We start from the raw sequence: 21,022 nt of genomic DNA, 5'->3' as shown, positions 1-21,022 counted from the left end.
TCAGTCTTTTCCCAGCTCCACGGTGCTGGTACGGACGATCTGCTGCGCCTGCCACGCGGCGGCGAACAGCGCATTGGACTCGGCCACCGGCCATGAGTCCAGGAGGTCCTGGGCGTCGTCCTCGGTCATTCCCTCGACAGCCTTGCCGACGTCGTCACGTTCGATGTGCGCGGCCGCGATCAGCGCCGCGGGGAACGTCTCCGGGTTCCAGGCGTCCCCGTCCTCGGCCTGCGCCTCCGTCGGCGGGAACCGCTTGATCAGCCCGTCCAGCACGGGCCGGGGCAGAGCCTTGAACGTCAGCGCCAGGGAGACCTCGTCGAACGCCTCCTGAGTCACCGTGAGGTCGTGCTCCGCCCGCTCCGTCTCCGCGCTGGTCGTGCGCTCGGCCTCCGCGTCGGCCATGCGGCAGCGAGCTACCTCCAGCTTCGCCTGCTCGAGGCGCTTTTTTGCGGCCAGGTCGTCGCAAATCTGCAGGGTGTGCTCCGGAAGCTGCCGGGCACGGAGACGAGCCAGCTTGCGGGCCCAATGAGCGTCACGGGCAACAGCGTTCGCGGGCGGTGCAGGGGTGGGACGGGTGGTGCTGGACATGCAGGACTCCACACAGAAGCGCGATGAGGGGGAACAGGTGGGGAGCCCGGCCGGACTGTGCGGCGGAGCGCCGGAACGGAGGGGGTTGGCGCTGCAACGTGCAGGCCCGGCCGGGCAGTTCATGTGGGCGGCCGGGCTACTTCTCGATCTTCGGCTGGGCGCCAGCGGCCGGGATCTCGGCGTCCTGAGTCGGCTTCTCCGTGATCGAGAAGTTCACGGTGAACTTCGCGGCCTCGTTGTCCGTCGAGTAGTTCGGTGAGCGTGAGCCGATCCGGACGGGGAAGATGTCCATCGACCGGGAGGTGGGCACGTCTCCCTTGCGGAGGAAGACGACCCAGCCGGTGTCGTCCTTCTTCAGCAGTTGCTCGATCTCGTCCGACACCTTGTCCTCGTAGAAGCCGAGGGACGAGTCGTCCGCCTGATCGGTACCGGGGATCTTCGACTCGAAGGTGCTGCCCAGGTCCGGTGTCTCGATCGCCTGGTTCGACAGCGACCAGCCGTCGATCGCCGCGATCGCATTGGTGAGGTCGGTGCCGGCGGTCAGCTCTGGACGGGTCGGTACGTGGCCCGGGTCGGCGACTGTCTTCAGCCACAGGACGCGGGTGACGCCGCGCCGCGAATACTTCTTTACCTGCAAGGTCTGCTGTCCGATTCCGGGACGGCAGCCAGACGTGCGAGTTGGGGTGGCCCCGTCCCTCGACGACGTGTCGGGGAACCGGCCCATCCCTGGGATCGGGTGGGCGTCCGCGCGGGGCCTCCGCGGTAAGGGCGCTTGTACCGGCACTCGCAGCGGCGGGCCCGAACTACAGCACGTAGATCACGATACTGCCGTCAACGAGATTTCAAGGCGCTGGATGATGGCCACCTCTGCTCTGCCTGGGCGGACGGATTTCCGATTCCAGGAGGCGGGCTACGGGCAGCCGGTCAGAACGGCTACCACGCTCCGACGGTCTCCAGCAGGAGGTGGAGGTCGTGTGCGGCTTCGGCGGTGGCGCAGGTCGCAGCGGTAAGGACCGCGACGGTGGCGGCGAGCGGGCTGCGGTGGCCGAAGGCTGCTGAAGGCGGCGCCCGGGGGTGTGATGGGCGGCGAGGGCCGCTTTGCCGACGGCGCGGGTGCGGTCGCCGGTGGGGGTAACGGCGTTCTCGTCGGCCCAGCGTTCGATGGTGTAGGTGACGGCGGTGGCAGGCGGGCGCAGCAGGGGGTTGGCGGCGGCGCCGAGCCAGGGCGACGAAGGCGTAGTGGTGCGCGGGCAGGCGGACACGCTCGTGGGCGAGCAGGATGTCGAGTTGGGACTCATAAACCGTCGGCCGTGGGTTCGAGTCCCACCCGCCCCACTTCAGCAGCGCACTGAGACGGCCCCAGAGGCCTTGTGGCGGGTGCCGACGGAATCATGGTCGACCTGCCGCGGTTGGTACTTGTTGTGAGCGGGTTCTATCTTCCCTGGCTCGGTGTGCCGCTGGAGCACGGCCCCTGGGTCGCGGCCGCCACGACCTTTGCCGTCACTCCGGGGGCACTGTGGTTGTTGGCTTTGGTGCTGGAGCGGCGGCTGATGGGGGTGCGCAGCGGTTTCGTGGCGGTTCTGCTCGGTGATCCTTTGCTGGCCGCGGCGGTGGCTCTCGGGGTCGCACGGATGCACGGGAGGGCGCCGGGCGGGCTGGCGGGGCCGTGGTTCGGGCTGGCATCGCTCGTAGTGTGGTTCGGGTTCGGTCTGGTGCAGTGGTGTGGGGAGCTGCGGGCGGGGTTCTTCACCCGGGAGCAGGCCGTCGCCCCGACGAAGATCTGGCATCAGTTGATCGTCTATCCACTGCTGGGTTACTGGCTGTGGACGGCCGGGGTCGGTGGTCTGATGGCGCCGGGGTCCGGTCCCGCCGATCTCGTGGCGCGGGTCCTGATCGTTGTCTGTGTCGGGTGCTGGGTGGTCAGCAACGGTTACGACCGTTCGCGTCCCAGGCTCGGGCATCCGCCGTACGACTGGCGCCGGCTCCGGCCCGTTCGGCAGCCGTGGACGGGTGCTTCCGTCACGCTGCGGGCCTACCAGCGGGACCAGCGTGTCGGTTTCTGACCACGACGTCCGGGTCGTCCCGGCTCGCCCTGGGCGTTCCGTGGTCGCGGAGCGGGCCGGTGTGCCAGTCGTGGGCGGCGCAGGTGTCGAGGATGCGGGGCAGGGCGGCGAGGGTGGTGCACCAGGAGCCGGGCGCGGAGGTGCAGTCGGAGTCGTGGAGCAGGATGGTGCCGCCGCCGCGGAGGTCGCGGGTGACGGTGTCGTGGACCGAGCGTGGGGTGGCCCGGCTGCGCCAGTCTTCGCCCCAGGCGGTCCACAGGACGGGGGTCAGGCCGAGTCGTCGGCAGGCGAGGTGGGTGCTGGTGGTCATCACCCCGTACGGCGGCCTGAAGAGCCTGGGCAGCTCGCCGGTGACCTGGGCCACGAGATCGCGGGCTCGGGCGAGGTCGTCGTGGGTGGCGCGGGGGCCGCGTAGCAGGAGCGCGCGGTGGTGCCAGCCGTGGATGCCGATCTCGTGCCCGGCAGCGGCCATTTCCTGGGCCAGACCGGGGGTGCGGACCAGCATGGAGCCGAGCAGGAAGAACGTGGCGCGGATTCCGCGGGCCTCCAGGGCACGCAGGAAGTGCGGGGTCGACAGGGGGTCGGGGCCGTCGTCGAAGGTCAGCGCGATGTGGTCGGGTCGGCCCTGTCCGGCGAGGCGGGGCATGGTCCGGTTGCGCAGCGGCCCGAAGGTGGAGATGACGGGTGCGCCGTGGAGGGCCGCGAGCGTCGGCAGCAGCGCCGCGCCTGCTGTGAGGGTGGTGCGTGTCAAGCGGCCCGGGGTCATCAGTCGTCCCTGTCGAAGTATCGGGCGACGGCGCTGAGGTGGGCGCCGGCCCCGCTGTAGGCGTAGGCGACCGGTGCGCCGATGCCCAGGGAGACGGTCATCGCCATGGCCGCGGTCATGACGGCGATACGGCGCCGGGCCGGGCGGCGCACCCGCGCGCGGGCTGCGGAGGCCGGTGGCCGGTGGACGGCTGCGGCGGCGATGGTCTCGGCGGGGCCTGGCCGGCATTGGTGCAGGGCGAGGCCCGCCGCTCGCTGTGCTTGGCCGCGTGGGCCGTCGAGGAGTTCGGCGAGCGTCGGGCCCAGCTGCCCAGCCTCGCGGATCCATACGGCCAGGCCGGCTTCTTCGAGGGCGGCGGCGTTGGTCTGGCCGTGGCCGGGGATGCAGCGGTAGCTGGCGACGGGGAGCCCGCAGGCGAGGGCTTCGAGCGAGGTGAGTCCGCCGGCGTTCTGGACGAGGATGTCGCAGGCGTGCATGAGGCCGGGCATGTCCTCGGTCCAGCCGTGGACGTGCTCGATGCCGTCGGCGCGCAGTTGGTCGGCGAGGGCTTGGTTGCGTCCGCAGACCACGACAGGCATCGCCACGCCGCTGTCGCGGATCTCGGCGGCGGCCTGCCGGACCGGGCCGACGCCCCACGACCCGGCGACCAGCAGCGCGAGGGGCGCATCGGCCGGCAGGGCGAACCGCCTGCGGGCGGCGTGCCGCCCGGCCGGGGTGGCGGGGGCGAAGCGGGGATCGGTGACGGGGCCGGTGACGGCAACTCCGGCTGCGTCCTGGGCAATTGCCTGGCTGGCGGGGATGGCGTGGGCGGCGAGATGGGCGTCGATACCGGGGGCAACCCACAGGGCGTGGACGGAGAAGTCGGTGAGGTAGGTGAACGTCGGGACGGGCAGCCTGCCGCGCAGCCGCAGGGCGCCGATGACCTGGCTGGCGCCGGGATAGGTCGAGACGACCGCCCGGGTGTCGGGGGTGATCACCCGCAGGATCCGGCGCTCCGCGCTGCGGAACATGGCACGCACGGCAGGGCCGGGGCGTGCGGCGTGTTCGGTGGCGGCGTAGATCCGCTGATAGCCGGCAGGGGCCAGGGTCAGCAGGCGGTGGTAGCTGCCGGAGAGCAGTCTGCCCAGGCCGGCGGGGAGGAAGTCGAGGAAGTCGTGCCGGTCCACTGCGAATCCGAGCGCCGTGAGGCGGCGGGCGAGCTCTGTGGCGGCGCCGTCGTGCCCGGCGCCCACGCTCGCCGAGACGATGACGATGCGCGGGTGTGTAGGGCTGTACCCCGTCGCGGCGGGCGGCGCAGAGGCGTGCTTGTCCGCCGGGTTGTCGCGGTAGGACACAGCCGATCAACTCCTGGGATGAGTAACACGGGTGATGCTCCAGGGCCGCCCGCGATCTGCACGCCGAGTGCGTGGGGTGCCTCCGTCCCGCGGTGATCTGCGGTGACCAGGTAGGGCCCCGGGGCCGAGGCAGAAACTACTACATCACGTAGAAGTTAGGGAATGGCCTTCCCGGAATTCCGGCGCCCCAGGGGGGTGGGCAGGGTGTCCGTCACCTGGCCGCGTATGCGGTGACCAGCGCGAGAAGGGACAGCGCCAGCGCGAACACGTATCCCGCGATCCCGGCCTGCCTGCGCACTTCGCGCACGCCGAGTGTCGCACCGACCAGCAGTGCGGCGGTGAGGGTCAGCACCGCGACGGCCTGGACCGCGAGTGTCATGCCCGAGGCGAGGAAGTGCGGACTCGACGAGGGCATCACTTGGACTCCGGCCGACGGGAGGAGGGGGGCGGCGCAACCTACTGCATGGCGTAGAAACGCGAGGCGCGAGGGCATCGCCGAGGGCGGCATTCAACTGGACCGGGCCTCAAGAGCCGTCGTGCACGCCACCCGCCGAATGGTCGGAGTCGCCAGATCCTCGGTAGGTGCGCCGGCGCAGATGCCAGGCCACCAGGACGGCGACCACGACGGCGGCCAGTACGAGCGCGAGGGCCCGGCCGACGGTGTGCTCGACCCGCGTGTAGGCGGAACCGGCGAAGTAGCCGAGCAGGCTGAAGCCGACACCCCAGACCAGGCCGCCCAGGGCGTTGAAAAGCAGGAACGTGCGGTAGCGCATGTGCGAGGCGCCCGCCAGGGCGGGCATCATCGCGCGGAAGAAGGCGATGAAGCGGCCGAGGAAGACCGCCGCGGGCCCCCGGCGGCGGATCAGTGCCTGGGCGTCGGCGATCCGGTCCTGGTGCCGGCGCAGCGGGCGGGTAGCCAGGATCCGGGGCCCGAAGTGGTGGCCGACCTCGTAACCCACCGAGTCCCCGGCGATCGCCGCGAGCACCACGGCCAGGGCGAGCCAGTACACGGAGACGTGGTGCTGACTGGCCAGGACCCCGCCCAGCACCACGGCGGTCTCCCCAGGAAGGACAAAGCCGAAGAAGAGGGCGTCCTCGCAGAAGACCAGGGCTGCCACGACGGCGTACACCACCGGGCCGGACAGTCCGGCCAGCCAGTCGGTGATCGCGTGCATGCCTCCACTCCCCTTCGCGGAACGTGAGGTGCACCCCGGACGCCCACTCTACAACATGTAGTAGATTGGCCGGGTGGACGCCAGGAGTTCACTCGTGCGTCATGAACTGGCCCCGTATCCCCGTCGACGTGCGGGGCGGCGGCCGCCAGAGCCCCGCCGCGTCTCACATAAGGACCACTCCATGCCCCAGGTGCGCCACTGGCTGCGCAACCCGCTCATCGTGTTCGCGCTGGCGATCACCCTCGGGCTGGTCGCCGCACACACGAGTCTGCTGCAGCCCGACGAGCTGCGTCTCGACCGCGCCCTGCAGAACGACACCCGCATCGGATGGCTGAACACGGTCATGCTGGGGGTCAGCAATATCGTCTCCCCGGTCGGCGGGCTGGTCATCCTGTCGCTGTGGTGCGGCTGGCTGCTCCTGCGCCGTCACCACCCGGTCGACGCGCTCTCCACCTTCCTGGTGGTCGCGGTCGGCTGGAACAGCTCCGAGATCGCCAAGCTGATCATCGCGCGCAACCGGCCCCCGGCGGTCTACTCCCTGGACCCGGAGACCGGCTCCAACAGCTTCCCTAGCGGGCACGTCGCCTTCACCGTCTCCGCCGCGATCGCCGCGTACTTCCTGGCCCGCGGCACCCGCTGGCAGTGGCCGACGGCTCTCGGCGGCGCCGCCGCGGTCGCGCTCATCGCGTTCTCCCGGCTGTACATCGGCGCGCACTATCCCATCGACGTCCTGGGCTCGGTGCTGGTCAGCGCCTCCGCGATCGTCTGCCTGACCGGTGTCTGGCACGCCTGGCTACTGCCGCGGCTGCACCTGGTTCCCTTCCTGGACCGTTTCGGCCCCCTCGGGCCGCCGGTCGCCGCGGGCCGAGGGGCGGACGACGAGGTTCCCGCCGCCGCGACGCAGGACGCACAAGAGTCGCTCCCCAGGGGTGCGGCTGAGAGTCAGATGAGTCAGCCACTCACGCCGTAACGCCTCTGCATGTAACGCCGGATGCACTTTCCAGCGCGACAAGCGAGGGAGAGCGTGTGCGGTGGGTGCTGCTGCTGGTCAGGCTGCCTGCGGGCCCGTCCCGGCACCGTGTGGCGGTGTGGCGTGAGCTGAGCCGGGTCGGTGCCCTGTCCCGTGGCCAGGGCGTCTGGGCTGTGCCCGACGTCCCGGTATTCGCCGAGGGGGTGGAGCGCGCGCTGCGGTTGACCGAGCGGGCCGCGGGCGAAGCGGTCGTCCTTGAGGTCATCGGCCGCAGTGACGCCGAAGCCGCCCGCTTCCAGGCGTTGTTCACCACCGCCCGGCAGGCGAAGTTGATCGGCGATCTCACTCTGGAAGGCGTCCTCGCCTCGAAGCCGCTACGCGACCGCTACCGGGCCGCGTTGGGCACCGGGGCCCGCAAGCTGCTGGTTCTGGTCTCCACCTGGGGGCCCGAGTCCCTCATCCGGCAACACCCCGGACTGCCCTCCCTGCTCGCTGCCCAACTACCCCATGACGAACACCAGTTGGCGCTGGTGGCCCATCCCAACGAGCGCGGCCCGCGCGGGCGCTCCGCTCGGGCACGACTACGCCGCCGTCTCCCTGTCCGACCGGCTCAAGCCGGGGGAGGTCATCGCCGGGCGGCTGCGCGCGGCGGCCGCGGCGGATCTGGTGCTCGCGCTGTACAACCCCGGCTCGCGCAGCCGTACTTGGCAGGTCGGCAAGGCCCGTGAACTGCTGCTGGAGCACCGGGCGCCGGACACTCCGGTCGTGGTGGCGCGCGATGTCGGCGGCTCCGGTGAGCGGGTGCGGATCGTGCGTCTGATGGACCTCGATCCGGCAGAGGTGGACATGCGCACGATCCTGCTGGTCGGCTCGTCGCGGACGCAGGCCGTACGACGGGGAGACGGCGAGGAGATCGCCTGGACGCCCCGCCGGTATCCGGAGGCGTGAACGTGTGCGGCGCCTCCGCAGGGGAGACCGAGGCGCCGCGACCGGCCTTACTCGGCGCCCTGTTCGGCGGGCTGGGCCAGCCCCGCCGTCCACTTCTCCTCGATACGGCCGACCTTCCACACCAGCAGGGCCACCGCCCAGGTGGCGAAGAACAGCCCGACGATGACGTAGCCGATGATGTTCAGGTCGAGGCCGGAGACCCAGTCCCAGAACGGGCCGTGCAGGTCCGCCTTCTCGGCGACCAGGCCCAGCAGCTCGACCGTGCCGATGATGAGCGCGACGGCGACGGACAGGCCGGTGATGGTGAGGTTGTAGTAGACCTTGCGGACCGGCTTGGAGAAGGCCCAGCCGTAGGCGAAGTTCATGAACGAGCCGTCGATCGTGTCGAGCAGCGACATACCGGCCGCGAAGAGGATCGGCAGGCAGAGGATCGCGTACCAGGGCAGGCCGGAGGCGGCGCCCGAGCCGGCGAGGACCATGAGCGCGATCTCGGTGGCGGTGTCGAAGCCGAGACCGAAGAGAAGGCCCACGGGGTACATCTGCCACGGCTTGGTGATCGACTTCATCACGCGGCCGAGGATCCGGTTCATGAAACCGCGGTTGTTGAGCTGCTCCTCCAGGGCGGCCTCGTCGAAGTGACCGGTGCGCATCTGCCGGAAGACCTTCCAGATGCCGACCATGATCACGATGTTGATGATCGCGATGACGTAGAGGAAGGTCCCGGAGACCATGGTCCCGATCCAGCCGGTGACGCTGTGCAGCGTGGAGTTGTCGTTCTCCACGGGCCCGGCCAGCGCCTTCACTCCCAGGGAGAGCAGGAAGGCGAGCGCGAAGACGATCGAGGAGTGGCCGAGGGAGAACCAGAAGCCGACCGACAGCGGTCGCTTCCCCTCGTTCATCAGCTTTCGGGTGGTGTTGTCAATGGCGGCGATGTGGTCGGCGTCGAAGGCGTGCCGCATGCCGAGCGTGTAGGCAGTGACGCCGATGGCGATCCCGAACGTCTTCGTCCCCAACTTGTAGTGCTCAGGGGCGACGACCGCAACGAGCGTGAACCATCCGATGACGTGCAGCGCCAGGATGAACGCGGCCATCCCGCCGAGGCTCGCCCATTCCTTACGGGTCATGGACGTGCGGATGCGGTGCCACGAAAAACCGCCTCCGGCGCCCGGGACGGCCGGGCGTGCGGAGGTGGCATCGGGAGCGGAGGTCATGGGGACGTGGGCCTTACTGCTGGGCGAGTGGCTGTTTTCAGCCGCACCCTTCAGGTTTCTGCCCATGAGTTGCAAGAACAAGTCGATGGCGGTAAAGCCGGCGTCCGGATTCAGTCAGCGAGACGGAAAGTGTGCTGGTCGAGGCGTTCCCGGAGCCGGCGACCTGGCTCGTGTACCCACAACTGCCGGGCGCCACAGCGCCGGTAGTGCACGGCTGCGTTCGGATCGGCGTGCCCGTCGACGGTGACCGTGCAGTACCGAGCGCCGCCCGGGGCCCGATGGAGATACGGCTTACAGCCGGCCGCCGTCCTCCGCAGCCGCTGCCAGAGCCTGCCGGAGCTGCTCGGCTTCGGGCGCGCCGGCCAGGCCGTGCGGGGTGCGGTACATGCGGCAGGCATGCGACGGGGTGGTGCCGGGCTCGGCGAACGGGTCACAGCCGTCAATCAGGATCGTCGGCGAGCCCGTGAGGCCGCACCGCTCGGCCTCGCCCTGGTCGGCGACCACCCGTGTGGTGAAGCCCGTGACATCCAGCCCGGCATCGTCCAGCGCCAGGCGCAGTCGCTCCTCGACGAGCTGCCGGTGGGGGCAGCCGGGCACTACCAGGACCTCGATCTCCATGCCTCCAGGATCACACGCACGGTGGCACCGCTCACGCCTGGTCGAAGTCGATGACGGCGGTGGCGTCCACGGGGCGCGTACGGCAGGTCAGGACGTAGCCGGCGGTGATCTCGGCCGGGTCGAGGTCGCACTCGTCGAGTCGTACGGGGGCCGCCGGTGGACTTGGCGCGGCAGGTGCCGCAGATGCCCTCCTGGCAGGAGTACGGCAGGTCCAGTCCCGCCCGCAGCCCGGCGTCGAGGACGGTTTCGCCGGAGCGGACGGGGACCGTGGTCTTCGCGCCCGGGTCAACGACGGTCACCTCGCGCGCGGCGGTCGCCTTCGGCTCCGCCTCGGGAGGTGTGGGCGCGCTGCCGGTGAAGCGTTCGGCATGGATACGGTCGGTGGGCATGCCGAGGCCGACGAGTGCCGTGCGGATTGCGTCGGTCATCTCCGCCGGCCCGCACAGGAACGCCTCGTCGGCCTGGGCGACGTCGGGAGCGTGCCGGGTGACGAGGGCATGGAAGCGGTCCTCGATGAGGCGCGGCGACGAGTGGATGTTGTCCGCGTGCAGCAGCCGTGGCAATGTTCGTGCGTGCGTATGTCACCCAAGTCGGCCTTGTTGAGCGGTCGTTCGCGTTACCGGGCGCTCGTTGCCCTGGGTGTCGCCCTGTTCTGCGCGGGGCTGATCGCATTGATCCTCAACCAAGCCTCGGCTCCAGCCGGCGGGGCGAAGTGCGGCCCGAGCAGCGGCTGTTCCTCCTCGGCTACGCCGTCCGACCGGCCCACCACCCAACCGACCACAGAGCCCTCCTCCGAACCGACCACCGAACCGAGCTCCGCGTCCGGGGCGCCTCCCGAGCCTGAGGCCAGCGGTACATCGGACGTGATCAACGCACTGGGTGCGCTGTCCACCGGGATCGGGACCCTGCTCACCGGCACGGCGGCCGTACTGATGGCACGACGCGGGCAGAACTCGACCGTCCCTGCGGCGACACCGTCGAGCCCGCCCGGCACATCCGTCGACCCCGCCCCTGCGCAGCAGGGAGAGGGATACCTCTAGACGTTCATCGCCGACGGGTCAGCGGCAAGCAGGCGCAGGTGGTCCTCGGCCCGGGCCACCGCCGGGTGGTGATCGGCCGTACGGCGCAGGTCAGGGACGTTCTGAGCTGGGCTTGGAGGGGTACTGCGTACGGTCGTGGACGCTGGCGAAGGTCAGTGAGCGCAGTGCATCGTGAAGCCGCAGGTCGCAGGTCTGGCGGTGCCTGGTCCCGCACCACGGCGATGTCGCCGACGAGGGCGCGCCGCCCGGCGATTACCAGAAGATGGGGGCCGTCGTGCGGGCCGCCGGCGGCCCGATGCAGGTCAAGGACGTCGGCGCCGAGGTGGGCCCGGATGTGGCGGTGCGCGGAAGGCTGGAGCCGCCGCGCGGGAAGACCAAGCTCGCCGACCGCGGGTGGCTGCGCAAACTGGCCGACGGCCGGTTCACCGCCCGTAATGGCCACCCCCGCGGCGGGTGTAACGTGCGGGCCCCCGGCGGTAGTTGAGGGTCTGTGCGAAACAACAACAACGTCGTCGAGGGCCCTGACGGCCTTGTCTACGCAGCCCGCCTGCCGCTGTCGAGTACCGCCTTGGCCTTCCTCGCCGACCTGCTGCGCCGGCACGTGAAGAAGATCGGTTCGCGGTGGTCGGCGCGGCCGCCCGGCAGGATCGCCGCGATCGTGCTGGCGGTACTGCGCTGCGACCAGCGGCTGGCGGACGTGGCCGCGGAACTCAGCGCGGCTGCTCGCGGGTGGCGGCGCTGGTGTGCATGGCGTTCTCGAAGAGCAGCTCGGTGTCGTGGGCGGCCTCGGCCAGGCTCACGCAACAGGCCAGCGTCAATGCGGCACACACCAGCACCGGACCCCGCCGGAAGGGCGTGGGCGGAATCAGCAGGGCTTGCACGCGTCGCGGGACCGGGCCGCCGGTGGCCGGGAGGGCGCGTTGCGGTGCCCTTTTCGTGGCCAGGGCAGCGCGGGCGACGGCGTGGGCCACCAGGGTACGGTCCGCGACCTCGGCGGCGGCTTCCTCGTCCGCCCACCGTTCCACCGTGAAGGCGCCCTCCCGGGCGAGCGGGCGCAACAGGGGATGGACGGCCGCCGTCAGTTGGAGCACGAGCAGGAACAGATGGTGGCGACGGCGCAGGTGCGCTCGTTCGTGGGCGAGCAGGGCCTGTCGTTCGTCGGCGGACAGGGCCTGCAGCATGCCGGAGGAGACCACTACCCGGCCCGGCGTCCCGGGCAGCGCGAACGCGGTCGGTACCGGGTCGTCGACCACGGCCAGATCCCCGGCCGCCCGAAGCTCCCGGCATTCCCGCCACCCGTCGACCAGCATCCGTACCCGTCGCCAGGACACCACCGTCAGCCCCGCCACGGACGCCAGCAGCACCAGAGCGCAGATCAGCGCCACCGGGCGGTGCACCGGATCGTTCGCCGCCAGCACCCCGGCCGACCACGGCCCTTCGGAGGCCACCAGCGGTATCTGGCCCACGAGGGTGAAGGCCAGCAGGGCCAGCGCCGTCGCCCAGGTGCCCGCCGCCATCACCGCGGTGCAGGTCAGCAGCCACGTGGCGGCGCGGGGCGGCAGTCTGCGGACGGCCCACGGTGCCGCCACAGCGAACAGCGTGCTCAGCAGCAGCGGCAGGTACACGTCGATCCGCACGCGTCAATCCCCCTGGTGTCCGTGCAGGAGCCGCTCCAGCACCTGCTCGTCCTCCGCCGCCAGCTCGGAGACGAACCGGGCGAGCACCGCGGCCCGGTCACTGCCCTTTTCCAGCAGCGCCCGCATCCCGGCCGCCGTGTGCGCCGCCTCGTCGCGCACCGGGGCGTAGAGGTAGGCGCGCCCCGCCCGCTCCCGGGTCACCAGGCCCTTGCCGTGCAGGCGGGTGAGGATCGTCAGCACCGTGGTCAGGGCGGGATCGCCGTGCAGCTGCTCGCGCACCGCGCCTGCCGCCACCGGCTCACCGGCAGCCCACAGGGCCGCCAGCACCTCGCTCTCCAGCTCTCCGCGCGCCCGCCGGCCTGCCGCTGCCTGATCGCTCACTGTGCTGTCGCTCCTTCCGCACGCGGACTGGGCTGGACACCCAAACTACTACGAGACGTAGAGAGCGAATCCGGCGCTCAGGCCAGTATGAGCTCAGGCCGGTGTCGCTCTTATGCGCTGAGCACGTTCGTGGCCAGCAGGCCGAAGAGCACCAGCCCGATGATGATCCGGTAGAGCACGAACGCGTTGAAGGAGTGCTTGGCGACGAACTTCAGCAGCCAGGCGATCGACGCGTACGCGACGAGGAACGACACCAGCGTTCCCACGGCCAGCGGGGCGGCGCCCGCGCCGGTGCCGAGGGCGTCCTTGAGCTCGTACAGGCCGGCGCCGGTCAGGGCGGGGATGCCGAGGAAGAAGGAGAGCCGGGTGGCGGCGACCCGGTCCAGGTCGCGGATGAGGGCGGTGGAGATGGTGGCGCCGGAGCGGGAGAAGCCGGGAAAGAGCAGGGCGAGGATCTGCGAGCAGCCGACGATCATCGCGTCCTTGACCGTGACATCGTCCTCGCCGCGCTTGTGCCGGCCCATCTGGTCGGCCGCCCACATGTAGCCGCTGCCGACGATCAGGGAGCCGGCCACCACCCACAGCGAAGCCAGCGAGCCTTCGATGAGGGGCTTCGCGGCCAGGCCTACGACCACGATCGGGATGGTGGCGTAGATGACCCACCAGGCGAACTTGTAGTCGTGGCTGTGGCGGGCGTCGCGGTGGGTGATGCCGCGCGCCCAGGCGCCGGCGAAGCGCACGATGTCCTTGAAGAAGTAGAGCAGGACGGCGGCGATGGCCCCGACCTGGATGACGGCCGTGAAGCCGACGACGGCCGTGTCGTCGACCGGGATGTGCATCAGCCCCTCGGTGATCTTGAGGTGGCCGGTGGAGGAGACCGGGAGGAACTCGGTCAGCCCCTCGACGACTCCGAGCACAGCGGCCTGTCCGACACTGATCGCACTCATTGGTCCTGTCCCTGCGCTATTCGAAGAATGACTGCAGCGGTGACGCCGTACCGACGGAGGCGGCGCGAGTCATGCGACGGGCCCCGGGGGCTGCGGAGCGGCCGCGGCGCTACGGCGGTGGCGGCGCACCTCCAGGGCTACGGGAATGAGAGAGACGACGACCAACAGCGCGACGGCGGGCAGCAGGTACTTGTCGACGCTCGGGACGGTGGAGCCGAGCAGGTAGCCGCCCAAGGTGACCCCGACCGACCACAGCAGCCCGCCGGCGACCTGCCAGACGGCGAACGTACGCGCCGGGACACCGAGAGCCCCGGCGAGCGGGTTGAGGACGGTACGCACCACGGGCACGAAGCGGGCCAGCACGATGGCCTTGCCGTGCCCGTAGCCGGCCAGCAGTTCCTCCGCCCGGGCCGCGCCACGGGTCAGGTGCGGGTTGCGGCTGCGTTCCAGCAGCGGGCGTCCGGCCCGTCGGCCGATGACATACCCGGTCTGCGCGCCGAGCAGTGCCCCGGCCACGGCGGCCGCCAGTACCGCGGGCAGGGAGAGGCGCACACCCGCGGTCGTGGTGGTGCACAGCAGCCCGGCGGTGAACAGCAGGGAGTCGCCGGGCAGGAAGAAGCCGATCAGCAGGCCGGTTTCGGCGAACAGCACGGCGAAGACGCCGAGCGCGCCGAGGCTGGTGAGCACGGACGTGGTGTCGAGCGGGTTCAGGGCCAGTACCGCGGTGTGTGGTACGGCGGCCCACAGGTGGGAGGGCATGGGGTCCTTGTGTGCCGAAGCGGCCGTCCCCGCCGTCGCGAGCGGGCGGCCGGAGAGGGGTGCGCGGAGAACAGAGGGTAGTACTACATCACGTAGAAGTTCGGTGCGACTGTAGAGGATCGGCCGAGACCCCGCCAAGCCCGTATGGGTGAACTCTTGGCCTCGCCCCGTGGGTGCGCAGGCGCGTTCCGGGGAACGGAGGTCAGCAGGGGAATTCGATGGTGACGACGGTGCCGCGTCCGGTGTTCTCGGCCCGCGCAATGCCGTCGTGCGATGCAGCGACGGCGGCCACGAAGGCCAGGCCGAGGCCGGAGCCCGGGGTGGTCCGGCTGGCTTCGGCCCGGCTGAAGCGGTCGAAAGCCTGGGGCAGGAAGCCGACGGGGAAGCCCGCCCCCTCGTCGGCCACGGCGAGACGGAGCCGCCCCTCGTGGACGGCGGCGGTGACGCGGATGTCGCCCGCGCCGTGGCGCAGGGCGTTGCCGAGGAGGTTGCCGAGGGCAGGCCCGATCCAGCGGGCGTCCACGGAAACGGTCGCGGGAGTGATGTCGGCGCTCAGGGTACGGTGCTCGCGCTCGGCGGCGCCCCGGTGGCGCTCCAGGGCGGCGTTCACCAGGTCGGCCAGGTCCACCGGGTTGCGGGTGAGGTGCTGCGTGCTGCCGAGTTCCTCCAGGTCGAGGAGGGCGTTGGACAGGTCGACCAGCCGTTGCACTTCGGCGTCGACCGCCCTGAGGGTGTCAGTGAGTTCGGCTGCGGTGCGGGGGCGGTGCAGGGCGACGTCGAGCTCGGCGCGCAGCAGGGCGAGCGGGGTGCGCAGCTCGTGGCTGGCGTCGGCGATGAAGCGGTGCTCGCGTTCGGCGGCGGCTTCCAGGCGGTCCAGCATGCGGTTGAGGGTGTGGCCGAGCCGGGTCAGCTCGTCGTCACGGTCGTCGGGGACCGGCAGGCGCAGGCCGGAGGCGCCGTCGGCCAGGGTCGCCGCGCGGGACCGGTAGCGTTCCACCGGGCCGAGAGCGGCGCGGGCGGTGCGGTAGCCGACATACGACGCGGCCACCAGCGTCAGGCCGGCGGCGAGGGCGAGCTGGCCGAGGAGTTCGCGCAGCGCCTCGTCGCGGTGGCCGCGCTGGATCGCCGCGACGGCCACCACGGTCGTGCTGTCCGGGAGGCGGACCCGCTTGGCCTCCAGCCGGAGCGAGGTCGGCTCGATCGGCAGGAGACGCCCGATGTCGTGTCGCACGGTCGTCCCTGCCCTGCTCGCGCGCAGCTCGGCAGCGGTCAGCAGCGGCGTCGTGTGCTGGCCGTCGCTGGCCATGGTGATCCGGCCACGGGCGTCGATCACCTGGTAGAGGCTTCCGGCCGGTCCCTGCGGTAGCGTTCCGTCCCTGCGCAGGGCCGTGCTGAGACCGCGGCGGTACTTGGCGAGGTCCTCGTTCAGCTGCTGGTCCAGAGCCTGTTCGACGCGCCAGTAGACCAGGCCCGCCGCTCCGGTCAGCACGACGGACATCGCGGCGGCGACCGCGATGAGCAGCCGCAGCACGATGGGCAGCCGGTGCGGCCGCCACCACCGCGGTGCGCGGCCGGGCGGCGGTGTCATGGCGCGGTCTCCAGCCGGTATCCGCGGCCGCGCAGCGTCGTGATGTCACTGCGGCCGAAGGCTTTGTCGACCTTGGTGCGGAGCTTGTAGACGTGGACGTCGATGGCGTTGCTGCGGAGGTCGAACTCGCCGTCCCACACCTCGTCCAGCAGCCGGGTGCGGCTGACCACCAGCCCGGCGTTCTCCATCAGCACCTGCAGCACGGCGAACTCCCGCCTGGACAGCTCCAGTTCGGTGCCGTCCCGCCAGGCGCGCTGCGCTTCGGGGTCCAGGACGAGGTCGCCGACCTCCAGGCGGCTGTCTAGACCGCTGAGGCCGTCTGCGCCCGGACGGCGGCGGGATATCGCGCGCAGCCGGGCGTGCAGCTCCTCCATCGCGAAGGGCTTGACCAGGTAGTCGTCGGCGCCCGCGTCCAGCCCGGCGACCCGCTCGGCGACCGCGCCGCGGGCGGTCAGCAGGACCACGGGCACATTGTTGCCCTCGCGGCGCAGGGTGCGGCAGACCTCCACCCCGTCCATGCCGGGCAGCATCACATCCAGTACGACCGCGTCCACCCGCGGGTCGCGGGCAGCCGCGAGCCCGCCCGGGCCGTCGTGGCGGCTGTCGGCGGTGTGACCGGACTCGCGCAGGTAGCGGACGATCAGCTCGACCAGGCGGATCTCATCGTCGATGACCAAGAAGTGCACGGCGTGAAGGGTATGCGGGATCCGGGCGGCCCCGGACACCGGCCACCGCTCGTCGTCATCTCAACCTTCATGGTGCGTTCATGTGAAATCCCTAGCGTCCTTCACCTTGCAGCGGATCGATCACCGTGTCCGCTGGGGAGGAGAAGCATGCACAGCCAGATATCGCTGCTCGCGGCGAAGGGGCTCTCGGCGCATCTGACGGCGACGGACATGATCACCCGGGCCGGGCTCGACGTCATCGTGCTGATGATATTGGTCGGCTGGCTCTACCGGCGCCGCCGCTCCGTCACTGAGATCCCGCTGGTGCTGACCGCCCTCAACCTCGGGCTCCTCGCCGCGATGACCGCGATCACCGCGGGGAAGTTCCCTGCCGGTGTCGGCTTCGGACTCTTCGGCATCCTGTCCATGGTCCGGCTGCGCAGCGCCGCCTTCACCCTCCGCGACGTCGCCTACACCTTCGTCGCCCTCGTCATCGGCCTGGCCAGCGGACTGCCTCAGCGACAGACCTGGCTGATCGTCGCCCTCGACGTCCTGCTGCTGATCGCCGTCGCCCTGGTGGACGACCCCTCCGCGCACCGGCCCACCCGCGTGGTACGCGTCACCCTCGACCGCGTCTACCGCGACCCCGCGGAGATCCGGCTGGACGTCGCCGCCCGGCTCGGCGCCCCGCCGCTGTCGGTGACCGTCGACGAGGTCGACTACGTACGCGAGACCACCCGCGTCTCCGTCCGCTTCCCCCTCCAGGACCCGGCCGAGGCCGAGATGCCCGAGGAGATCGACCCGGACGCGCCACGCTCCCCCCGTACCGCGGAACGGCAGCCCGCATGACGCCCGCGACGAGCGTCCTGCACGCCCCGACACCGACCGCGCCCGGACCGCAATCGCTCGCCGAAACCCTGGGCCTGTCCCGCCTGCCAGGCGCCACCCTCGCCGAGGTCGACGCGGCGGCCGCGCTGCAGCACCGCGTCGACCGCAAGTACCTGGTCCCCCTCGCCGTGGCCGCACGGCTGGTGACCGCGCTCGCCGCCACACACCGGGTCCTGGACATCGCGGGCCGCCGCACCACCGACTACCGCAGCACCTACTTCGACACTCCCGAACTCGCCGCCTGGCACGCCCACGTCCAGGGCCGCCGCCGCCGGTGGAAGGTACGCACCCGGCTCTACGCCGAGGACGGACTGTGCCGCGTCGAGGTCAAGACCAAGGACGGCCGCGGCGCCACCGTCAAGCACGCCCTGGGCACCGAGGCCGACGCCTACGGACGCCTCGACAGCGCCGCGACGCACTTCGTCGCCGCCATGCTCGGCCGGGCAGGGATCACCTCCGTCCCGGCCACCGATCTGACCCCGGCCGGCGAAATCCGCTACCACCGGGCGGCCCTGGCCGACCTCGAAGGCGGCACCCGCGTCACCCTCGACGCCCTCCTCACCTGCCACCGCGACGAGGGGACCACCGCCCTCGATCCCGGTCACGTCCTCGTCGAGACCAAGGGCGGCCTGCGCCCCGCCCCGGCCGACCGGCTCCTGCTCGACCTCGGCACCCGGCCCGTCTCCGTGAGCAAGTACGCCATCGGGCTCTCCCTGCTCGTACCCGGACTCCCCGGCAACGACTTCCGCCGCATCGCCCGGACCTACTTCACCACCAGCACACCCTCGCACGCCTTTGGAAGGACCACCGCCGCATGAAAGCCACTGCCGCCCGCCGCGTGAAATGGCAGTACCCCGTCATCGCCGTCGCCGCCGTCGCAGCCGCCACCTTCGGGCTCGTACGCCCCCTGGTCACCGCCGACGCCACGCCCGCCGCCTCGGCCAAGACCAAGCTCTCGGCCACCGACCAGGTCAAGCAGAACCCCCCGCCCGCCCTCTTCACCAACGCCCAAATCGCCCACATCGCCCAGCAGTTGACGGCCCAGAAGCACACCGCCGACACCCTCTTCGCCCAATGGAAGAAGGCCCACGGCACCACCCGCGACGACCACGCCTTCACCACCTGGGCCGAAGCCCACATCCCCGCCCCGCCCAGCAGCACAGCGCGTGCCGCCGAGCTCAAGCAGGTCCAGACACTTGCCCGCACCCGCACTGCGGCGGGCAAGAAGGCCGCGACCTGGCTGGAGGTCTACGGCAAGAAGGACATCTGGAAGGTCTACCTCCACGACCAGCGTGACCTCCTTCCCGCCGCAGAGGGCAAGACCGACAAGACGCAGCTCAAGGCCGCCTTCACCCTTTCCAAGACGATCACGAAGCAGCTCGTCGCCCGGTACAACAGCCCGGCCCCCTACGTCCTCGACACCTCCCTGCGCCCCGACAAGCACATCAAGGCCGGCGCGAAGTGCCCCTGCTCCTACCCCTCCAAACACGGCGCCCTCTCCGCCACCGCCGTCACCTACCTCAGCAACCTCAACCCGCAGCGCGCCTCCGAGTACCAGTGGATGGCGGCCGAAGTCGCCTACTCCCGCCTCTACATGGCCGGCCACCTCCCCAGCGACATCCTCGCCGGCGCCCTCCTCGGCGACCTCGTCGGCGACTACGTACTCACCACCAGCGGCCACACCGCATAGGACTGCTCTGAGGGATACGGATCGGTGGGGCAGGCAGGGTTGGATTCCGGGCGCGACCGTGAATCGGGCCCGACCTGACCGTGCCGCACGCAGGAGAGAAAAGGACAACCATCCCGTCCATGGAGCGGGCTCCGGACTGGGAATCGCAGTCGCACGGTAGCTCGGCCGTCGGGGCGTCAATGTCGCGCTCCTCGTACGCAACCGCAGGGGCGACGCCTTGGCCGCCGATCTGGCCAGCGAGGGCATGACGGCGCGCGGGTTCGCTGCCGACTACGCGATCGGGGAGCTCGAGTTCGCAGAACCAGCCGAGCGCGAGCCCGTCGCGGAGGGGTGTGGAGTTCACCCCGAGGCTGTCCGCATCGGCGCAGTGCCGGTGATGGGCGGCCAGGGTGCTGTGAGGGGTGGGCCGTAGGCGGGCCCCTGCGGGCGTCGGAGCTGCTCATCACCTCGCCGTGTATGAGCGCGAAGAAGCGGAACGAACCTACTTGTTGCCTGTTTGCCTCGAAGTCGAACGGCGGTTTGACCGACCGGACGGACAGCGGCCTACGCGATCGACAGATCGACGGACTGGTCCGGTGACGAACACTCGGGCCATTCCGCGAGTTCCGATAACCGACGCTACCGTCAGCCGTCTACCCCGAAGAAGTCATCAACGGCCACCGCGCGTTCATCGCCCGCCGACGCACCACCCGCCCCAGCGAGGAATACCGGACCCCCACCGACGAGGAAACGAGATCATTTGATGGCAGAACCGAACGACGCCGGCAAGTACATGGCGTATTCTGCGGACACCCGGTCCCAGGTCAGGGAACCGGCGTCACGTCGATGACGACGGCCCCGTTTCCGCCGACGATTCCGGCCACGCCGTTGTCCCCGGCACTACCGGCAGCCCCATTGGCGGCCGAAGCACCGCCGCTGGTGGCGCCGGTGCCACCAGCACCGCCGATGCCACCCATGCCGCCACCGCCACCGCTGCCGCCGGCACCGAAGGTGAACCCGTCGGCGGTGATGCCGACACCACCGGTCCCGCCGCTGCCGCCACCGCCGCCGGTGCCACCACTGCCGCCGGCCCCACCTGTGCCGCTCTGCTGGCTTGCGCCACTGCCGCCGGCCGTACCGGAGTTGCCTACGGCACCGGCGTTGCCGCTATTGCCGTTCAGCGCGGCGGTGGGGATACCCAGACACCGTGATACGCCACCGCCGGTACCGCCGGATCCGGTGACGGTACCGCCGCCGCCCCCACCACCGCCGAGCCCGCCGGCCCCGCCGGCAGCGCCGCCGCCACCACCCCTCCCGCCCGTCGGGGCCCGGGTACCGACGCCACCGCCGGAGGCGAACGCCAGGTCCACCGTGGTGAGGCCTACCGAACTGTCCTGACCAGACCCACCGAGGGAGCCGGAGCCGCCTGCGCTGCCGGGACCGCCACCGAAGGGACCGCCACCACTGCCGCCGGCCCCGCCATTTCCGCCGGCCCCCGCGCCGCCGACACTTCCCCCCGCCCCCACCACGACGGTCAAGGTCACGCCGCCGACAAGTACCTCGGTGCACTTCACGAAGCTGCCGGAGCCTCCGCCACCGCCGCTGGCGCCTCCTCCGCCCCCACCACCGCCGCCACCGCCTCCGCCGCCCAGCGCGAGAAGGGCGTTGCCGCCACCTCCGCCACCGCCTCCGCCGCCCGCACCGGCCCCGCCGCCCCCACCGGCACCGGCGCCCCAGACCCTGATGGTCAGCATTTTCACGTCAGTGCGATTGCC

The 21,022-nt window shown here is 71.1% G+C and carries 23 protein-coding genes and 2 pseudogenes; 9 read left to right on the top strand and 16 right to left on the bottom strand.

Features of this window, described 5'->3' with window-relative positions; all coding sequences use genetic code 11:
* On the bottom strand, positions 1-588 hold the full coding sequence (locus tag P2Q00_RS28655; RefSeq protein ID WP_275775867.1) for a hypothetical protein: 588 nt from the start codon (positions 586-588) through the stop codon (positions 1-3).
* Between the two features lie 136 nt (positions 589-724).
* Positions 725-1,225 (bottom strand): phage tail tube protein, encoded by a 501-nt coding sequence (locus tag P2Q00_RS28650; RefSeq protein WP_275775865.1) that lies wholly within the window; start codon positions 1,223-1,225, stop codon positions 725-727.
* 754 nt (positions 1,226-1,979) lie between these two features.
* On the opposite strand from P2Q00_RS28650, the gene P2Q00_RS28645 reads away from it, so the two are divergent.
* Positions 1,980-2,651 (top strand): hypothetical protein, encoded by a 672-nt coding sequence (locus tag P2Q00_RS28645; protein WP_275775863.1) that lies wholly within the window; start codon positions 1,980-1,982, stop codon positions 2,649-2,651.
* On the opposite strand, the gene P2Q00_RS28640 is transcribed toward P2Q00_RS28645, so the two are convergent.
* The 4 genes from P2Q00_RS28640 to P2Q00_RS28625 all read right to left on the bottom strand — a co-directional run bounded on the left by P2Q00_RS28640 (position 2,608) and on the right by P2Q00_RS28625 (position 5,926).
* The gene (locus P2Q00_RS28640) at positions 2,608-3,417 is read right to left on the bottom strand and encodes a polysaccharide deacetylase family protein (protein WP_275775861.1); all 810 of its coding nucleotides are present in this window, start codon (positions 3,415-3,417) and stop codon (positions 2,608-2,610) included. The two genes, P2Q00_RS28645 and P2Q00_RS28640, sit on opposite strands and share 44 nt — an antisense overlap.
* Positions 3,417-4,751, bottom strand: a complete 1,335-nt coding sequence (locus P2Q00_RS28635; RefSeq protein WP_338059354.1) for an MGDG synthase family glycosyltransferase — start codon at positions 4,749-4,751, stop codon at positions 3,417-3,419. Before P2Q00_RS28635 ends, P2Q00_RS28640 begins: the two co-directional genes overlap by 1 nt.
* Positions 4,752-4,962: 211 nt before the next feature.
* Positions 4,963-5,166 carry a hypothetical protein gene (locus P2Q00_RS28630; protein ID WP_275775859.1) on the bottom strand — a complete coding sequence of 68 codons (204 nt, stop codon included), beginning with the start codon at positions 5,164-5,166 and terminating at the stop codon, positions 4,963-4,965.
* Positions 5,167-5,275: 109 nt separating this feature from the next.
* Positions 5,276-5,926 carry a DedA family protein gene (locus P2Q00_RS28625; protein WP_275775857.1) on the bottom strand — a complete coding sequence of 217 codons (651 nt, stop codon included), beginning with the start codon at positions 5,924-5,926 and terminating at the stop codon, positions 5,276-5,278.
* Positions 5,927-6,107: 181 nt separating this feature from the next.
* Between P2Q00_RS28625 and P2Q00_RS28620 the strand changes: the two genes are divergently transcribed.
* The 3 genes and pseudogenes from P2Q00_RS28620 to P2Q00_RS28610 form a co-directional block, all read left to right on the top strand.
* Positions 6,108-6,896, top strand: coding sequence for a phosphatase PAP2 family protein (locus tag P2Q00_RS28620; protein WP_275775855.1), 789 nt, complete (start codon positions 6,108-6,110; stop codon positions 6,894-6,896).
* Positions 6,897-6,952: 56 nt separating this feature from the next.
* Positions 6,953-7,210: pseudogene (locus P2Q00_RS51165) on the top strand (Chromate resistance protein ChrB); the annotation flags it as partial.
* Positions 7,211-7,442: 232 nt separating this feature from the next.
* Positions 7,443-7,844, top strand: a pseudogene (locus tag P2Q00_RS28610) (SAM-dependent methyltransferase); the annotation flags it as partial.
* A 47-nt stretch (positions 7,845-7,891) separates the two neighbouring features.
* Here the strand turns inward: P2Q00_RS28610 and nicT are convergent.
* The 3 genes from nicT to P2Q00_RS28595 all read right to left on the bottom strand — a co-directional run bounded on the left by nicT (position 7,892) and on the right by P2Q00_RS28595 (position 10,236).
* On the bottom strand, positions 7,892-8,968 hold the full coding sequence (gene nicT / locus P2Q00_RS28605; protein WP_275775853.1) for a Nickel transporter NicT: 1,077 nt from the start codon (positions 8,966-8,968) through the stop codon (positions 7,892-7,894).
* Between the two features lie 378 nt (positions 8,969-9,346).
* A complete protein-coding gene (locus P2Q00_RS28600) occupies positions 9,347-9,673 on the bottom strand; it encodes a DsbA family protein (protein WP_275775852.1) in 327 nt (108 codons plus the stop codon).
* Positions 9,652-10,236, bottom strand: coding sequence for a 2Fe-2S iron-sulfur cluster-binding protein (locus P2Q00_RS28595; protein ID WP_275775851.1), 585 nt, complete (start codon positions 10,234-10,236; stop codon positions 9,652-9,654). The genes P2Q00_RS28600 and P2Q00_RS28595 overlap by 22 nt, the downstream gene beginning before the upstream one ends.
* Before the next feature lie 300 nt (positions 10,237-10,536).
* Here P2Q00_RS28595 and P2Q00_RS28590 point away from each other — a divergent pair, with 300 nt between their 5' ends.
* On the top strand, positions 10,537-10,713 hold the full coding sequence (locus tag P2Q00_RS28590) for a hypothetical protein (RefSeq protein WP_275775849.1): 177 nt from the start codon (positions 10,537-10,539) through the stop codon (positions 10,711-10,713).
* 262 nt (positions 10,714-10,975) lie between these two features.
* On the top strand, positions 10,976-11,197 hold the full coding sequence (locus tag P2Q00_RS28585; protein ID WP_275775847.1) for a hypothetical protein: 222 nt from the start codon (positions 10,976-10,978) through the stop codon (positions 11,195-11,197).
* A gap of 226 nt (positions 11,198-11,423) precedes the next feature.
* Here the strand turns inward: P2Q00_RS28585 and P2Q00_RS28580 are convergent, their stop codons facing one another.
* From P2Q00_RS28580 to P2Q00_RS28555, 6 genes are all read right to left on the bottom strand, one after another.
* Positions 11,424-12,350, bottom strand: a complete 927-nt coding sequence (locus P2Q00_RS28580; protein ID WP_275775846.1) for a M56 family metallopeptidase — start codon at positions 12,348-12,350, stop codon at positions 11,424-11,426.
* Between the two features lie 3 nt (positions 12,351-12,353).
* Positions 12,354-12,731 (bottom strand): BlaI/MecI/CopY family transcriptional regulator, encoded by a 378-nt coding sequence (locus P2Q00_RS28575; RefSeq protein WP_275775844.1) that lies wholly within the window; start codon positions 12,729-12,731, stop codon positions 12,354-12,356.
* Positions 12,732-12,841: 110 nt separating this feature from the next.
* Positions 12,842-13,678, bottom strand: a complete 837-nt coding sequence (locus P2Q00_RS28570; RefSeq protein ID WP_275775843.1) for an undecaprenyl-diphosphate phosphatase — start codon at positions 13,676-13,678, stop codon at positions 12,842-12,844.
* A 69-nt stretch (positions 13,679-13,747) separates the two neighbouring features.
* Positions 13,748-14,437 (bottom strand): DedA family protein, encoded by a 690-nt coding sequence (locus tag P2Q00_RS28565; RefSeq protein ID WP_275775841.1) that lies wholly within the window; start codon positions 14,435-14,437, stop codon positions 13,748-13,750.
* A gap of 202 nt (positions 14,438-14,639) precedes the next feature.
* The gene (locus P2Q00_RS28560) at positions 14,640-16,025 is read right to left on the bottom strand and encodes a HAMP domain-containing sensor histidine kinase (RefSeq protein ID WP_275775840.1); all 1,386 of its coding nucleotides are present in this window, start codon (positions 16,023-16,025) and stop codon (positions 14,640-14,642) included.
* Positions 16,022-16,711 (bottom strand): response regulator transcription factor, encoded by a 690-nt coding sequence (locus P2Q00_RS28555; RefSeq protein WP_275775839.1) that lies wholly within the window; start codon positions 16,709-16,711, stop codon positions 16,022-16,024. The genes P2Q00_RS28560 and P2Q00_RS28555 overlap by 4 nt, the downstream gene beginning before the upstream one ends.
* A gap of 147 nt (positions 16,712-16,858) precedes the next feature.
* On the opposite strand from P2Q00_RS28555, the gene P2Q00_RS28550 reads away from it, so the two are divergent.
* The 3 genes from P2Q00_RS28550 to P2Q00_RS28540 are packed head-to-tail and all read left to right on the top strand — an operon-like array spanning position 16,859 to position 19,268.
* Positions 16,859-17,539, top strand: coding sequence for a DUF4956 domain-containing protein (locus P2Q00_RS28550; RefSeq protein WP_275775837.1), 681 nt, complete (start codon positions 16,859-16,861; stop codon positions 17,537-17,539).
* Complete coding sequence (locus P2Q00_RS28545; RefSeq protein WP_275775835.1) at positions 17,536-18,396, top strand: polyphosphate polymerase domain-containing protein; 861 nt, start codon at positions 17,536-17,538, stop codon at positions 18,394-18,396. Before P2Q00_RS28550 ends, P2Q00_RS28545 begins: the two co-directional genes overlap by 4 nt.
* Positions 18,393-19,268: a phosphatase PAP2 family protein gene (locus tag P2Q00_RS28540; protein ID WP_275775833.1), complete on the top strand. Its 876-nt coding sequence runs from the start codon at positions 18,393-18,395 to the stop codon at positions 19,266-19,268. The genes P2Q00_RS28545 and P2Q00_RS28540 overlap by 4 nt, the downstream gene beginning before the upstream one ends.
* A gap of 803 nt (positions 19,269-20,071) precedes the next feature.
* Here P2Q00_RS28540 and P2Q00_RS28530 read toward each other — a convergent pair.
* Entirely contained in the window at positions 20,072-21,001 is a 930-nt protein-coding gene (locus P2Q00_RS28530; RefSeq protein ID WP_275775831.1) for a hypothetical protein, read from the bottom strand.
* Between the last annotated feature and the right edge of the window lie 21 nt (positions 21,002-21,022).

The sequence above is a fragment of the Streptomyces coacervatus genome (assembly GCF_029223485.1).
Classification (GTDB): domain Bacteria; phylum Actinomycetota; class Actinomycetes; order Streptomycetales; family Streptomycetaceae; genus Streptomyces; species Streptomyces coacervatus.
This window is presented reverse-complemented; position numbering and strand designations above follow the sequence as displayed.

What these genes read in the sequence shown, in the direction of transcription:
- P2Q00_RS28640 (WP_275775861.1), bottom strand. Translation starts at nt 3,417, where the DNA reads ATGACCCCGGGCCGCTTGACACGCACCACCCTCACAGCAGGCGCGGCG.
- P2Q00_RS28530 (WP_275775831.1), bottom strand. Translation starts at nt 21,001, where the DNA reads ATGCTGACCATCAGGGTCTGGGGCGCCGGTGCCGGTGGGGGCGGCGGG.
- P2Q00_RS28565 (WP_275775841.1), bottom strand. Translation starts at nt 14,437, where the DNA reads ATGCCCTCCCACCTGTGGGCCGCCGTACCACACACCGCGGTACTGGCC.
- nicT (WP_275775853.1), bottom strand. Translation starts at nt 8,968, where the DNA reads ATGACCCGTAAGGAATGGGCGAGCCTCGGCGGGATGGCCGCGTTCATC.
- P2Q00_RS28560 (WP_275775840.1), bottom strand. Translation starts at nt 16,025, where the DNA reads ATGACACCGCCGCCCGGCCGCGCACCGCGGTGGTGGCGGCCGCACCGG.
- P2Q00_RS28550 (WP_275775837.1), top strand. Translation starts at nt 16,859, where the DNA reads ATGCACAGCCAGATATCGCTGCTCGCGGCGAAGGGGCTCTCGGCGCAT.
- P2Q00_RS28540 (WP_275775833.1), top strand. Translation starts at nt 18,393, where the DNA reads ATGAAAGCCACTGCCGCCCGCCGCGTGAAATGGCAGTACCCCGTCATC.
- P2Q00_RS28630 (WP_275775859.1), bottom strand. Translation starts at nt 5,166, where the DNA reads ATGCCCTCGTCGAGTCCGCACTTCCTCGCCTCGGGCATGACACTCGCG.
- P2Q00_RS28655 (WP_275775867.1), bottom strand. Translation starts at nt 588, where the DNA reads ATGTCCAGCACCACCCGTCCCACCCCTGCACCGCCCGCGAACGCTGTT.
- P2Q00_RS28570 (WP_275775843.1), bottom strand. Translation starts at nt 13,678, where the DNA reads ATGAGTGCGATCAGTGTCGGACAGGCCGCTGTGCTCGGAGTCGTCGAG.
- P2Q00_RS28645 (WP_275775863.1), top strand. Translation starts at nt 1,980, where the DNA reads ATGGTCGACCTGCCGCGGTTGGTACTTGTTGTGAGCGGGTTCTATCTT.
- P2Q00_RS28545 (WP_275775835.1), top strand. Translation starts at nt 17,536, where the DNA reads ATGACGCCCGCGACGAGCGTCCTGCACGCCCCGACACCGACCGCGCCC.
- P2Q00_RS28625 (WP_275775857.1), bottom strand. Translation starts at nt 5,926, where the DNA reads ATGCACGCGATCACCGACTGGCTGGCCGGACTGTCCGGCCCGGTGGTG.
- P2Q00_RS28620 (WP_275775855.1), top strand. Translation starts at nt 6,108, where the DNA reads ATGCCCCAGGTGCGCCACTGGCTGCGCAACCCGCTCATCGTGTTCGCG.
- P2Q00_RS28585 (WP_275775847.1), top strand. Translation starts at nt 10,976, where the DNA reads ATGGGGGCCGTCGTGCGGGCCGCCGGCGGCCCGATGCAGGTCAAGGAC.
- P2Q00_RS28600 (WP_275775852.1), bottom strand. Translation starts at nt 9,673, where the DNA reads ATGGAGATCGAGGTCCTGGTAGTGCCCGGCTGCCCCCACCGGCAGCTC.